The sequence below is a fragment of the Sphingobium sp. 22B genome, assembly GCF_001580035.1.
Lineage (GTDB): Bacteria > Pseudomonadota > Alphaproteobacteria > Sphingomonadales > Sphingomonadaceae > Sphingobium > Sphingobium fuliginis.
Genome location: NZ_LTAB01000001.1, coordinates 201,925 through 214,826 on the forward strand (window position 1 = coordinate 201,925; position 12,902 = coordinate 214,826).

The following is a 12,902-nucleotide window of genomic DNA, read 5'->3' on the forward strand; positions in this document are numbered from 1 at the left end:
GCTTCAGAGACTGAAGCCGCCATCGACGATCAGGGTCTGGCCAGTCATATATTGCGCCTTGGCCGAAGCCAGGAAGGCTACGGCCTCGGCAATATCCTCGCCGCTGCCGAAGCGTTGCAGGGCAATGCGTTTGCGCTGCGTTTCCCAGATTTCCGGCGAATAGAGCGATGTGAGGAACTCTGCGCCAAGCCCGGCGTCGATGATTCCCGGAGCGACCATGTTCGCCCTGATGCCGTAACGGCCTTCCTCCTTGGCGATGGCGCGGCCCAGCGCTTCCATTCCCGCCTTGGGCACGGAGGAGAGGGCGTCGCCGGGGGGGAAGCAGTAATTCGCGACCGAAACGACGGTGACGAAATTGCCGAAGCCCTGAGCGCGGAAATATGGCAGGGTGGCGGACACGATACGGGTGAAGCCGACCAGTTCGATCTCTATGACTTCACGCCATTGCTCCTCGCTGATCTGGCTGACGAAGGGCTGGGCGATGTCGACCCCGCTGGCGAAGACCATCGTGCCGATGGCGCCGAATTGCTCGACCGTCTCGCGGATGCCGGTCTCTATCGAGGCGCGATCGGAAAGATCGCAGGCAACGGACAGCGTCTCGCATGAGCTGTTTGGCAGGGACGCCGCAACCGCCGACGCCTTTTCCCGGCTGGACCGATAGCCGATGGCGAGTTGATCCCATTCGGTCGAAAGGCGTCGGCAGATCGTGCTGCCAAGGCCGCCTGTCCCGCCGACGACGAAAGCCGCGCCCTTCGTCATAGCGGCAGATGAAGTGCGAGGTGGTGGAGCAGGCGATCGGCAAAGGCGTCATTGCGGTCGCCGGTGAACATATGGCCGACGCCGTGGGCGATCTCAACCTCAAGTTGCGGGGCGAGCGCCCGAAATTGCCGGACGCTTTCGTCCGAGACGATCTCGCTCAGCTCTGCTTTCACAAGCACGAGAGGCGATTGCGCGCGGCGCGCTGCGGCGATGAGCGCTTCCCCTTCCGACGGGGGATGCAGAAATTCCGGCGCCGTCGTGCGGGGATCCCAGTGCCAGAACAGCCGCCCATCCGCTTTGCGCATCGATTTGGCGAGACCGGAAACGTCAGGCAGGCGGGGCTGGCCCAGATGGGTGTGAAGGGCGTCGGCCGCTTCCTCCAGCGATGCGAAACCGGAGTCGCTGGCGCGGAAAAAGCCACGAATGTCATCAACGCCGTCATCCACCATATAGGGCGCGACGTCGGCGAGCATGATAAGGCGCACCAGATCGGCATGGCGCGACCCACCGACCAGCGCGGATTGGCCTCCGCGCGAGGCCCCCACCAGCGCGATCGGCCTGTCGAAGGCCTGGATGATGGACTCGACATCGCGACCATAGGCTTCCAGCAGATAGTCGCCGTCGGCGGCCCATCCGCTGTCGCCATGGCCGCGCAGATCGAAGGTCAGGCCGTAATAGCCGGCCCGCGCCACCCGCCTGGCAGACCCGGCCCAGGAACGGCGGCTCTGGCCGCCGCCATGGAAGAAGCAGACGGGCGGCGCGGCAGGGTCGCCATAGGCGTCCGCAACCATCTCCAGCCCGTCACCCGGCACGCTTATCCGCGTGGGAACAGTCATACCGGGCGCCTGCATTACTCGGCGGCGACCGGCGGGACGATTTCCGCGAATGACGGATGCTCACCGGGGCCCTTATAGGCGAATTTGCCGGGTGCATGGTGCCACTTGCCGTCGTTGCGGCTCTCATAGGGCGAGGCGACCTCGATCAGGCAGCCATGGGTGCTCTTATGGCCAACCCAGCTCCATTTCTGCCATGTCATGTCCGGATCGTTGAAGGTCTGACCGCCGCCGGGCAGGTGCAGCCCCTCCGCCTTCAGCTTTTCCATCGCGCCCGGCACATCGTCGGTCGCGTAGCAGAGGTGATGGACATGCTCGCCCACCTTTTCGAGGCGATCGCCCATGGGGGTGCCCGGGGCCGGCTGAATGAACTGGATTTCCGTGCCGCCATTGTTGACGAAGGTCGCCCACTTCATGCCGGCGTCGTCGCCGCTGGAAAATTCGTCATATTTGACGAGGCGTTCTTCCAGCGACGCAGGATCTAGCACGCGCAGGATTTTGGTCCAATCCTCGATCGCCTTGTCCAGATCGCGCACGACCATGCACACATGGGCAAAAGGTCCGCTAGGCATTGCTATTCTCCTCTGATCTTTTAGATTTCCACCGTCGCCGTGCCGGAATTGACCGTGCCGCGGCCATCGACATCCAGCGAGAATTCGCAGGTCACGGCATTGCCTTCGATCGCAGCGATCCTGCCCGTCACCACCGCCCGGTCGCCGCCATAGACATTGTCCAGAAAGCGCGAATCCATCGCTTTGATCCGTCCGCCCGGGAAGGCGCGCATCAGCATGTTCATCATATAGGCGACGTTGATTGGGCCCTGGTTGATGACCCGGTCGCCCAACCCCTTGGCCTTCACCACCTCGACATCGAGATGGATGGGATTGGGATCGGCGAGGAACCCCGCCCACTGCTTCATGGCTTGCGGGCTAACGCTCTCGATCGTGAAGGGCGGCAGCGTGTCTCCGACGGCATGGCTCATGCGGCGAACTCCTTGCGGGGCAATACCCACACATTATCGGTTTCCAGCACCCGCGTTCCATCGAGCAGGTGCAGGCGGAGGCGATAGGTCAGCACGTCCATGACGCCCAGCTTACGACTGCGCTTGCGGACCAGGCTGAGTATCTCCCCCGTTACCTTGTAGCTTTCGCCCACCTTCAGCGGCGCATCGAACCGTACGCCGCTGCTGCCCATCATCGGGCCATCCTCGACATCGAATTCACACGCTTCGCAGACGCCCGCCACCGTCTTGCCCATCGCGACCTGGGTGGCGATATAATAATAGATGGGATGAGCGCTACCGTCAGTGGCTGGTTCGACGCCGGTCGACCGGCACAGGGCGGCATTCTCTTCCGCCGTGATGGTGAAGACCTTGTCGCCATCGAGCGATGTGCCGGCGGCGTCGGGGGCAGGGGGAAGATCGTCAAGATCGCTCATGGTCGGTCCTTAGAAAGAACGCGGCAGGCCGAGGCTCTCGGCAATCGTGTTGCGCACCATTTCGTTGCTGATCGGCGTCATCCGCAGGATCCGATGGTCGCGCCAGTAACGCTGCATGTCGGTTTCCGCCGAATAGCCCATGCCGCCCAATATCTGGATGCCAAGGTCCGCGGCCTTCACGGCATTCTCCGTGGCGACCATCTTGAGCATATTGGCCTCGGTACCGCACGGCATGCCGTTGCTCTGCATCCAGGCGACGTTGTAAAGCAACAGCTCGGTCAGCTTCTGCCATGTCGCGATGTCTGCGACATAATGCTGCAAAATCTGGAAGCGGCCGATAATGCCGCCGAACGCCTTGCGCTGCAGCATATATTCCAGCGCGTCTTCCAGCACCCCGTCGATCGCGCCCAGACATTGCGCGCCGACCATGATCCGCTCATTATTGAGTGTGGGCAACATCGCATACCAGGCCTGTCCAGGCTCACCCAGTACGTCCTCGTCGGGAACGAAGACGTCCTCATAATGAACCTCGCACGATCCCATGGCGCGCATGCCGAGCTTGGGCAGGAGGGAAGCGGTGATGCCGGGCGATTTGGCGTCGACGAAGAACATGGTGAGGCCATGATGCTTCTTTTCCGCGTTCTTATCAGTTCGAGCGAGTACGAGCAGCCTGTCGGCGGCCTTTGCCCCGGTGGTCCACATCTTGGCGCCGTTCAGCTTCCAGCCGCCGTCGACCTTTTCGGCATGGGTCTTCATCGCGCCCAGGACGTCGGTGCCCCCGTCGGGTTCGGTCATCGACAGCGAGACGCGCAGCTTGCCCTGCGCCATGGGGCGCAGCCAGCGATTCTTCTGCTCCTCCGTGCCGACCGCACCGATCGTCTTCGCGCCGCCGAAGGAGGTGAGGCCCCAGACCCACAGCAGGCCGCCGGCCGTTCGCGCGAATTCACGGGCGAAGATCATCTGAATCATGACGTCGCCGCCCAGCCCGTCATATTCCTCGGGAATGCCTATCCCGAAAAATCCCTGCTCAGCGATCTTGTCCCACAGCGCATAGGGATAATTTTCTTCGTCGGCTTCCAGCGCGCGCATCCAGTCCTTGGGCGCTTCCGCATCGACCCAGCGGCGGACAATGTCCCTGAACGCCCGCTGTTCCTCGGTGAGTGAAAAATCCATCGTCATTCCCGTTAGTGGCACTGCGACTAAGCGCCCGGCAGATGCATTGCGAACCTATCCAACTATAGGGCAGGCCGTCGGCAGAAACTGAACAATTGGTCCACCATCATCCCCAACTGGTCGGGGATAGGCGCGTTGTCGATCGGATCGCCTTCGCCGCCTATGGTGTTGATGGCGATGCCCAGCGGTGTCGGCCAGCCCCGCAGCGCGTGGGTAATCACCCGCAGTTGCTGGAGCGTGGCGACCGCGGCCTGCCAGCCGGCCGCCGTCGCCACGCAGCCCACGGGAAGACCGTCGAAATAGCAACGCTCGTCGCGGCTCATATCCTCGACATAATCGAGCGCATTCTTCACAAAGCCGGAGATCGCGCCATGATAACCAGGTGATCCGATGATCACGGCATCCGCCGACCGCAGGATGTCGACATAGCGTCGTGCCGCATCCGGACGATCCGGATTGTCGGGCGCGTAAGACGGGAAGTCGATATCCGCCCCGGCAAGCAGCGTCGTGCGTGCGCCGCGTTCCTCTGCAATGGCAAGCGCCTTGCGAAGCGCCCGCTCGGTGGAGGAATAGGCGCGCATTGTGCCGCCAATGGCGACGAAATGAAGTTGGGTCATATCAGATCGACAATCCTCCCTCGACAGGGATGACCGATCCGGTGACATAGGCGCCCGCGCGCGAGGCGAGATAGATGGCTGCGCCTGCCAGATCCTCCGGCGTACCGACGCGGCCGCGGGGCACCATCGATTCCACCATCGTGCGCATCTCGTCGGAGGTGATGACGGTCATCTCGGATTCGAAGAAACCGGGCGCTATGACGTTGACGGTGATGTTGTCGCGGCCCAGCCGCTTGGCGAGGCCTTTCGCCATCCAGTGGATGGCGCTTTTCGAGGCTTGATAGGCATAATTTTCCTTGGGCCCGACCTTGAGCGCGCCGACCGAACCGATGTTGATGATCGACGCGGGGCGCTCCGCCGTGCCGCCCGCGCGGAGCAGGGGCAGAAATTTCCGAAGCGTGAAGAAAGGGGCCTTCAGGTTCAGGTCGATGACCGGATCCCATTCGTCCTCGCCATAATCGTCGATGGGCGCGTCGGCCATGGTTCCGGCATTGTTCACTAGGACATGCACGGCCTGTTCCCGGGTGGACACCGCCGCGACCAGAGTTTCGATCCCCGCGAGCGTCGACAGATCGGCGACCAGGCCGGTGCAGCGACCGCCGGTCGTGGCGGAAATCTCCGCCGCGGCCGCCGTCACCTTGGCCTGCGTGCGGGCACAGATATAGACGGTGGCGCCCGCCGCGGTCAGACCGGTCGCGATATGGCGGCCGATGCCGGTCGACCCGCCGGTGACGACGGCGACGCGGTCCTGTACCGAGAACAGCTCAGCCGCATTCATGCCGGAGTTCCCGCGCCGGAAATCTTCAGAATAAGGTCGGTCGTTCCCTCCGGATCGCCCACCAGCAGGGCGTGATCGCCCGGATGGTCATGGATGGTCCAGCCCAGTTCGCGCGCCCGGTCGTGCATCGCCGTCATCACCGTGACGGCCGCCGCGATATAGTCGACGGGCCGGTCGATCACTTCGGCGCCCACGGGGATGACGCAGGCGGTCGCCTTCATCGGCTGGTCCGACAAATTGTCGAGCAGCCATTTCTCCCGCGCCGGGTCCATGAGATGGGGGTGCTCCTTGGCCGCCGCGCGCTGCATTTCATGCACGCCCGACCCCACCGGGCCTTCGCCCGCTTCGAGCATCGCATCCAGCGCAGCGAGTTGGTCTTCGTGGACATAGCCCATGAGGGACGCGATCCGTTCCCCCGACCGGGGCACGATGGCGTCGAGATAGATGATGGATGCGATGCGGTCGCCCACCTCTGCGATCACGCCAGGCGCGACCGTGCCCGCATAGCTGTGCGCGACCAGCACAACGTCGCGCAGATCCTCATATTTGAAGACATTCACGATGTCGCGCACATGAGTCGCATTGCCCACGTCGCGGCCGATCAGATGTTCGCGCTCGCCAAAGCCTGTGAAGGTCGGAGTGTAGACCTTGTGGCCCCCGGCCTCCAGAATTTCGCGGACATATTTCCAGGTCCAGCCGCCCATGCCGCCGCCATGGAGAAGTAGGAATGTGGTCATGACGATCAGGCCTCCGCCGGTTCTGTGTTCTGGATGAATTCGGGGAACGGATCGGGTCCCCACAGGAACATGCTGTCCTCCGGTGCATGGTTGGCGGCCGGCCAGTCGACATCATGCGGAATGAAGTCGATATCGGCCGAATATTCGCTGAAACTGCCCCAGGGATCACGCACATAATAGAAATAATTGGCGCCCAGCACATGCTGGCCCACGCCCCAGTTGGGGCCATAGCCCGCCCGGGCCATGGTCGCGCCGCCCAGACCCACTTCCATTACCGATCCGACATCCCAGCTATTGTGATGCATGCCCCGTCGATCGGAAAGGACGAGGGCAAGCAGATGATGATCGCTGCCATGGGCGCCGTGCAGGAAGGCGACGGCCGGTTCGCTCTTGTCGGACAGGCGCAGGCCGAGCGTCTTTTCATAGAAGTCGATCGCGGCATTCACGTCGGTCGTGAAGATCGCGAAATGCGAAAGGCGGCGCGGATGAACCTTGGGCGCTTTGCTGTTAGGGATCGCGCCGGATTGGCCCGGCGCCGCGCTGACGAAGGTGAAATGGCTCTTTTCCGATGGCGTCGCCTTGTCTGCGACACGGACGTTGATCGGCAGGCCATCGAAGCCTGCGAACCAGATGCCGTCGGCTTCCGCGCCTTCGGGGGCTTCGATCCGGGTGACGCCGCAGCCGTCGAGATGGGCGGCAAAGGCATCCGCTTCGTCCGGATAGATGCCGAAGCTCAGATAGCGCAGCCGCTTGGCGTCGCCGCCCTGGCTCAGCACGGCCCAGCGATGCGGATTGCCGACCGCATATAATTCCAGCGTGTCATCCCGCTCGCGGACGTCGAGCCCGAAGAGCGTGTAGAATGTCCGCGCGGCTTCCAGATCGGGCACTTCGACCGCGAAATGATCGATGGAATGGACGCCCAAACTATTGGCGCGGCGTCCCGACGGGCTGTTCTGGTTCATCCTTCCCTCCTTGGCTGGCCGGGCGCCGACAGAACGGCGCCCGGCCTTTCGATCATGCTGCCTTGATGGGGTTCACCAACAGGCCGATCTTCTCGATTTCCACTTCGCACACATCGCCATCCTTCATGAACAGCGGAGGCTTGCGGGCAAGGCCGATGCCCGACGGGGTTCCCATGACCAGGACGTCGCCCGCTTCCAGCGTGAAGCAGGTGGAGAGGAGGGCGACCGTGTCGACGACATCGAACACCATGTCGGAGGTGTTCGCGCTCTGCACCACCTGGCCGTTGAGGCGGGTTTCGATCTTGAGGCCGGCACCGCCCGCAGGCAGTTCGTCGGCCGTTACCAGCCAGGGGCCGAAGGCGCCAGTATCGTCGAAATTCTTGCCGACCGTCCACTGCGGCGTCTTGAGCTGATAGTCGCGGATCGAACCGTCGTTGAACACCGAATAGGCGACGATATGCGACAGCGCGTCGTCCTCGCTGATATTCTTGCCGCCCTTGCCGACGACCGCGACCATTTCCGCCTCATAATCGAGTTGATCGGAACAGGTCGGTTTGATGATCGGTGCGCCATGGCCGATGAGGCTCGAATTGAAACGGCCGAATATCGTCGGGAATTCGGGCACGGTGAATCCGCCTTCAGCCGCGTGATCCTTGTAGTTGAGACCCAGGCAGAGGATCTTGGGCGCCTTGACGAGGGGCGGGAGGAAAGTGAGGTCTTCAACCTGCACTTCCTCGCCCTCTGCGCTGACTTTCGCGCCGGCATCCGTCAGGGCGCTGCCGCCGCTGGCGATCAGCGCATCCAGATCATAGAGGGCAGCATCGCCGAACAGCGCCTTGACGCCCGCGCCCGTGTCTACTGCCAGACCGACTGCGCCGTTCTTCGTTACCTTGGCCAACCGCATATGCAAACCTCCTGAGAATCTGTCCAACCCGCTGAACCGACGGCATGGAATTGAATGAAATATATTTCAAGCTATAAAATACATCTTGTTGAATTGCCATGGGTGGCGGAGCTGATATAGTTGTTCCGATGACCAAGAAGCTGAGCCTGACCGAACGCGCCTACCGGCAATTGCGCGACGATCTCCTGACCTGTCGGCTGGTGCCCGGCGCCAAAATCAACATCAAGGATATCACGGAAACGCAGGGCTTCAGTCTCGGGGCGGTGCGCGAAGCCCTGTCGCGGCTCACGTCCGAGGGCTTTGTGACGCAGGACGACGCGCGGGGATTTCGGGTGACGCCGATATCGATCGGCGATCTGACCGATCTGGTCAGGGTCCGCAGCGATATTGAAGGGCAATGCCTCCGGCGCGCCATCGAGAAGGGAGGCCTGGACTGGGAAGCCTCGATCGTTAGCGCAGCCCATAGGTTGAGCAAGACTCCGACCCGCGACCCGCGGGAGGCGGCCCGTCTGAACGAGGATTATGCGGACGCCCATGCGGCCTTCCACCACGCCCTGGTCGCAGCGTGCGACAGTCCATGGCTGCTCAAGATGCGCGACTGGCTCTATGCCCAGTCGGAACGCTATCGCTATCTCACCGTGCCCTTGGCCCATGGCGACCGGAATCTGGTTCACGAACATGCGCAGATCGTCGACGCCGCGTTGGCACGGGATGCCGACCGCGCCGAGGCGCTGCTGACGGACCATTTGATGGCGACGGCGCGGCTGCTGATCGACCCGCAAAATGCGGGGGGCGGAACCGACGCCGAATGGGCGGCTGGCGCGGATCGGACCTTTTGATCTCATGTCAGCTCTGCCGGTTCTGACCGGTGCCACCGCCGCTGGCGGGCATCAGCATGTTGCTCATGCCGCCATCGACCAGCAGGTCGACACCGCTGATGTGGCCGGCATGAGGGCTGATCAGAAACAGGATCGCCTGTGCGACATCCTCGGCCACGCCGAGTTTGCGCAGGGGAATATTGGCTTCCCGCTGGTCGCGTCGCGACTGGTCCTTATATCCTGCAGCGGTCATCGGCGTGTAGGTGGGGCCGGGCGACACCGTATTGCATCGGATACCGTCCGGACCCCATTCGATACTGAGCTGGCGTATCATCATCAGCAAGGCGGCCTTGCTGGAGGAATAAAAGCCAAGCCCGGGCGTAGGCTGGGTGGCCGACATGGACGCGGTCGCGACGAAGGCGCCCTTGCTCTCCCTGAGGTGAGGATGGGCCGCCTTGCCCAGCAGCCAGGACGAGCGGGTGTTGATGGCGAAGATGCGATCGAAATCGCTGATCGGCAGTTCGACCAGCGCGCCGCCCATGATGATGCCGGCATTACTGATGACGGCGTCGATGCCGTGCATGTGGGCGAGCGCCGCCGCGACAATCCGGTCGCCGCAATCGGGTTCGGCCAGATCGACCACGCAGGCCGCGGCGGCGGGGCCGACCGCATCGGCCACCACCTGCAGATTGGCGGCATCGCGATCCGCGAGCAGCATTTGATGTTCGCCCGGAATCATCGACCCGGCCGCCAGAAGTTCGGCGCAGGCCCTGCCGATGCCGCTTGCGGCACCCGTGATGATCACCCGCATGTCACTCTCCCTACACTTTCATGGCGTCGATGCGCCGTGTTTCAGTCCTTCAGGCCCAGTTCGTCCATCAACGCGCCGCGCAGCTTGAACTTCTGGATTTTCGATGCTGACATCGGCCATTCGTCGATGAAACGGATATGGCGCGGAACCTTGAAGGAAGCGAGGCGCTGCCTGGTATAGGCGATGAGTTCCTCCGCCTCGACCTCCACATCGCCTTCGCGTTCGATGTAGGCGGCGGGGATTTCCGCCAGCCGCTCGTCCGGAAGCCCGACCACCTGCGCCAGGCGGACCGCCGGATGGGTCGCCAATACGGCCTCGACCTCGGCCGCGGCGACGTTCTCTCCTCCCACCTTCAGCATGTCCTTGAACCGGCCATGGAACATGACATGGCCCTGTTCGTCGATCGAGCCGATGTCGGCGCTATGATACCAGCCGTCGGCATCCAGCGCCTGCGCCGTCTTCTCAGGATCCTTGTAATAGCCGTCGAACAGATTGTAGCCGCGAATGAGAATTTCGCCGCGTTCGTCCACGCCCTTTTCCGCACCGGTTTCGGGGTCGACGATCTTCATCTCTATGCCGGCCAGGGGGAAGCCGAGCTTCTTGAAGCCCATTTCCGGGTCCATCGCATAGCCGCCGGTCGTGACGATGCCGGTCGCCTCGGTCATGCCCATGGTGCCCACCTGGAGCATGTTCGGGGCCTTCTCCCGATAGGCCTGGCCTACGCGATCCGGCATGAAGGCGAAGCAGCTATTTTGCAGGCGCACCGACGACATGTCGGTCTTGGCCCAGTCGGGATGGGTGATCATGGCCTGATGGAAAGTGACGAAGGGCAGGAACATCATCGTTACCCGTTCATCCTCGATCTGCCGCAGACTCTCTCCGGCATCGAAATGCGGCTGGCCGATGAAGGTGCCGCCCACGTCGATCGCGCCCAGCATGCAGAGCATCGCGGCGATATGGAATAAAGGCAGCGGCGACCAAGCGCGCTCGTCGGGCTGGAACGACCAGCGATAGCGGGCGAGATTCGATGCCTCCCGGGTGACGGCCTCGTGGCTGAGCAGGCACCCTTTGGGATTGGCCGACGTCCCTGACGTATAGAGGATCATCGCGGTGTCGCGGACCCTGACGGTCAGACGGGATGCGTGAATCTCCGCTTCCTCCACCTGCTGCACCGCCGCGTCGAAGGTCGCCTGATCGACGAAACCGGGGACAGAACGGCCGCCCAGCATCACGATCCGCTTGAGCAGAGGCGCGCCCGCAAGCGTGAGTGAGGAGGAGTCGGCGGCATCGGGCAGGTCGGGGAAAGCCTCCTCCAGCCGTCGACCGAAATCGATATGCTCACTGACCATATCATTGGTGATGATCGCTGTCAGATCGGCATTTTGCGCGACGTAGGCCATTTCGGGCGCCTTGTACCGCGCGTTCATCAGCACTGACACGGCCCCGCACATCGCATTGGCGAACAGGGTTTCGACAAATTCGATGCTGGACGGCAACAGGATGCCGACATGGTCGCCGCGCCGGATGCCCAGCGCCTTCAGGCCGCGCGCGCGCTTCAGGACGCTCTGTACGACATCGTCATATGTCTTGCGTTCTCCCGGGAATACCAATGCTTCCTTGTCGGATGCCTTGTCCCACCCTTTGAGAAGCAGATCGCCCAGAGTGGTTGCAGAAATACGGAATGGGGCGCAATCTTCGCCTGGTGTGACCACGGATGTCCGCTCCTAAAATGCCGGTCAGCTATCGATGATGATCAGATTGCAGCCATCGCCTCTGTCTGCGCCTTTCGTTGGATAGGTGCAGCCTTGCCTTCCGGGTCCAAGAGCAAGGGCAGAGATTTTGTATCACTGGTCGGGAATTCACGATGGAAGCCTATGTCTACGATCATGTCCGGACGCCGCGCGGGAAGGGCCGCCCCGATGGCGCGCTGCACGAGATCACCTCTGTCGAAATGGCGACGCAGCTTTTGAAGGCGCTCCAGAGCCGCAATGATCTCGACACTGGACTGCTCGACGATGTGATCATCGGCATGGCCCAGCCCGTCGGTGAACAGGGCGGCGTGCTGGCGCGCGCGGCGGTGTTGCAGGCCGGCTATGCCCAGACGGTCGCGGGCCAGCAGATCCATCGCTTCTGCGCCACCGGGCTGGACGCTGTCAGCCTGATCGCGGCGCAGGTCCATTCGGGCATGATCCAGGCCGGCATCGGCGGTGGCGTCGAGTCGATGAGCCGCACGGTAATGGGTTATGACTCGGGCGCCTGGACGTCCGATCCGTCGGTCGCCTTCAGCAATTATTACGCGCCGCAGGGCATCGGCGCCGACCTCATCGCGACGCTGGACGGCTACACGCGCGAGGATGTCGACAATTTCGCCGTCGAGAGCCAGCGCAAGGCCGCCCATGCCTGGGAAAACGGCTATTTCAAAAAGGCGATCGTGCCGATCAAGGATGTGCTGGGCGACGTGGTGCTAGATCATGATGAGCATATGCGACCCGACACCACGCTGGAAAGCCTCGCCAAGCTCAAGCCCGCCTTCGAAGGGTTCGGCAAGGCCGGGTTCGAAGCGGTCGCGAAGGCCAAATATCCAGAAATCGAAGAGCTGAACTATGTCCATCATGGCGGCAATAGCTCCGGTATCGTCGACGGCGCCGGCCTGGTTCTTGTCGGGTCGAAGGAATTTGGGGAAAAGGCCGGCCTCAAGCCGCGCGGTCGTATCCGGTCCTATGCCAATATCGGGTCTGAGCCGACGATCATGCTGACGGCGCCGGCGGCGGTGTCGCGCAAGGCGCTCAAGGCGGCCGGCATGACCGAGAAGGACATTGATCTCTGGGAACTGAACGAAGCCTTCGCCAGCGTGGTGATGCGCTTCCAGCGGGAGCTGAACGTTCCCGACGACAAGATCAACGTCAATGGCGGGGCGATCGCGATGGGTCATCCGCTTGGCGCGACCGGCGCGATGATCCTGGGCACCGTGCTGGACGAACTGGAGCGGCGCAACGCGGAAACCGGCCTCATCACCTTGTGCGCGGCCAACGGCCTGGGCACGGCTGCCATCATCGAGCGCGTTTGAACGCGC

The 12,902-nt window shown here is 62.8% G+C and carries 15 protein-coding genes; 2 read left to right on the forward strand and 13 right to left on the reverse strand.

The genetic code is table 11. From position 1 onward, the window contains the following. Positions 1–3 precede the first annotated feature (3 nt). From A0J57_RS00935 to A0J57_RS00985, 11 genes are all read right to left on the reverse strand, one after another. The gene (locus A0J57_RS00935) at positions 4–759 is read right to left on the reverse strand and encodes an SDR family NAD(P)-dependent oxidoreductase (protein WP_044662245.1); all 756 of its coding nucleotides are present in this window, start codon (positions 757–759) and stop codon (positions 4–6) included. Continuing rightward, positions 756–1,595, reverse strand: a complete 840-nt coding sequence (locus tag A0J57_RS00940) for an alpha/beta fold hydrolase (protein ID WP_235600741.1) — start codon at positions 1,593–1,595, stop codon at positions 756–758. Before A0J57_RS00940 ends, A0J57_RS00935 begins: the two co-directional genes overlap by 4 nt. 14 nt (positions 1,596–1,609) lie before the next feature. Continuing rightward, positions 1,610–2,164, reverse strand: a complete 555-nt coding sequence (locus A0J57_RS00945; protein WP_235600742.1) for a VOC family protein — start codon at positions 2,162–2,164, stop codon at positions 1,610–1,612. 20 nt (positions 2,165–2,184) lie between these two features. Further along, positions 2,185–2,574 carry a MaoC family dehydratase gene (locus tag A0J57_RS00950; protein WP_044662248.1) on the reverse strand — a complete coding sequence of 130 codons (390 nt, stop codon included), beginning with the start codon at positions 2,572–2,574 and terminating at the stop codon, positions 2,185–2,187. Then, positions 2,571–3,029: a hypothetical protein gene (locus tag A0J57_RS00955; RefSeq protein WP_044662249.1), complete on the reverse strand. Its 459-nt coding sequence runs from the start codon at positions 3,027–3,029 to the stop codon at positions 2,571–2,573. The genes A0J57_RS00950 and A0J57_RS00955 overlap by 4 nt, the downstream gene beginning before the upstream one ends. Positions 3,030–3,038: 9 nt before the next feature. After that, positions 3,039–4,202 carry an acyl-CoA dehydrogenase family protein gene (locus A0J57_RS00960; protein ID WP_044662250.1) on the reverse strand — a complete coding sequence of 388 codons (1,164 nt, stop codon included), beginning with the start codon at positions 4,200–4,202 and terminating at the stop codon, positions 3,039–3,041. A 62-nt stretch (positions 4,203–4,264) separates the two neighbouring features. Further along, positions 4,265–4,819 carry an NADPH-dependent FMN reductase gene (locus A0J57_RS00965; protein ID WP_044662251.1) on the reverse strand — a complete coding sequence of 185 codons (555 nt, stop codon included), beginning with the start codon at positions 4,817–4,819 and terminating at the stop codon, positions 4,265–4,267. A gap of 1 nt (position 4,820) precedes the next feature. Beyond that, the gene (locus A0J57_RS00970) at positions 4,821–5,597 is read right to left on the reverse strand and encodes an SDR family oxidoreductase (RefSeq protein ID WP_044662252.1); all 777 of its coding nucleotides are present in this window, start codon (positions 5,595–5,597) and stop codon (positions 4,821–4,823) included. After that, positions 5,594–6,334, reverse strand: coding sequence for an alpha/beta fold hydrolase (locus tag A0J57_RS00975; protein ID WP_076605697.1), 741 nt, complete (start codon positions 6,332–6,334; stop codon positions 5,594–5,596). Before A0J57_RS00975 ends, A0J57_RS00970 begins: the two co-directional genes overlap by 4 nt. Before the next feature lie 5 nt (positions 6,335–6,339). After that, entirely contained in the window at positions 6,340–7,296 is a 957-nt protein-coding gene (locus A0J57_RS00980; RefSeq protein WP_044662254.1) for a VOC family protein, read from the reverse strand. 52 nt (positions 7,297–7,348) lie between these two features. Continuing rightward, positions 7,349–8,200, reverse strand: a complete 852-nt coding sequence (locus A0J57_RS00985; protein WP_044662255.1) for a fumarylacetoacetate hydrolase family protein — start codon at positions 8,198–8,200, stop codon at positions 7,349–7,351. Between the two features lie 128 nt (positions 8,201–8,328). On the opposite strand from A0J57_RS00985, the gene A0J57_RS00990 reads away from it, so the two are divergent. Continuing rightward, entirely contained in the window at positions 8,329–9,039 is a 711-nt protein-coding gene (locus A0J57_RS00990; RefSeq protein WP_235600743.1) for a GntR family transcriptional regulator, read from the forward strand. 7 nt (positions 9,040–9,046) lie between these two features. Here A0J57_RS00990 and A0J57_RS00995 read toward each other — a convergent pair whose 3' ends face one another. Then, positions 9,047–9,829 carry an SDR family NAD(P)-dependent oxidoreductase gene (locus A0J57_RS00995; protein ID WP_044662257.1) on the reverse strand — a complete coding sequence of 261 codons (783 nt, stop codon included), beginning with the start codon at positions 9,827–9,829 and terminating at the stop codon, positions 9,047–9,049. A gap of 41 nt (positions 9,830–9,870) precedes the next feature. Continuing rightward, positions 9,871–11,541: a class I adenylate-forming enzyme family protein gene (locus A0J57_RS01000; protein WP_044662258.1), complete on the reverse strand. Its 1,671-nt coding sequence runs from the start codon at positions 11,539–11,541 to the stop codon at positions 9,871–9,873. A gap of 152 nt (positions 11,542–11,693) precedes the next feature. Here A0J57_RS01000 and A0J57_RS01005 point away from each other — a divergent pair, with 152 nt between their 5' ends. Continuing rightward, entirely contained in the window at positions 11,694–12,896 is a 1,203-nt protein-coding gene (locus A0J57_RS01005) for an acetyl-CoA C-acetyltransferase (protein WP_044662259.1), read from the forward strand. Positions 12,897–12,902: the final 6 nt, after the last annotated feature.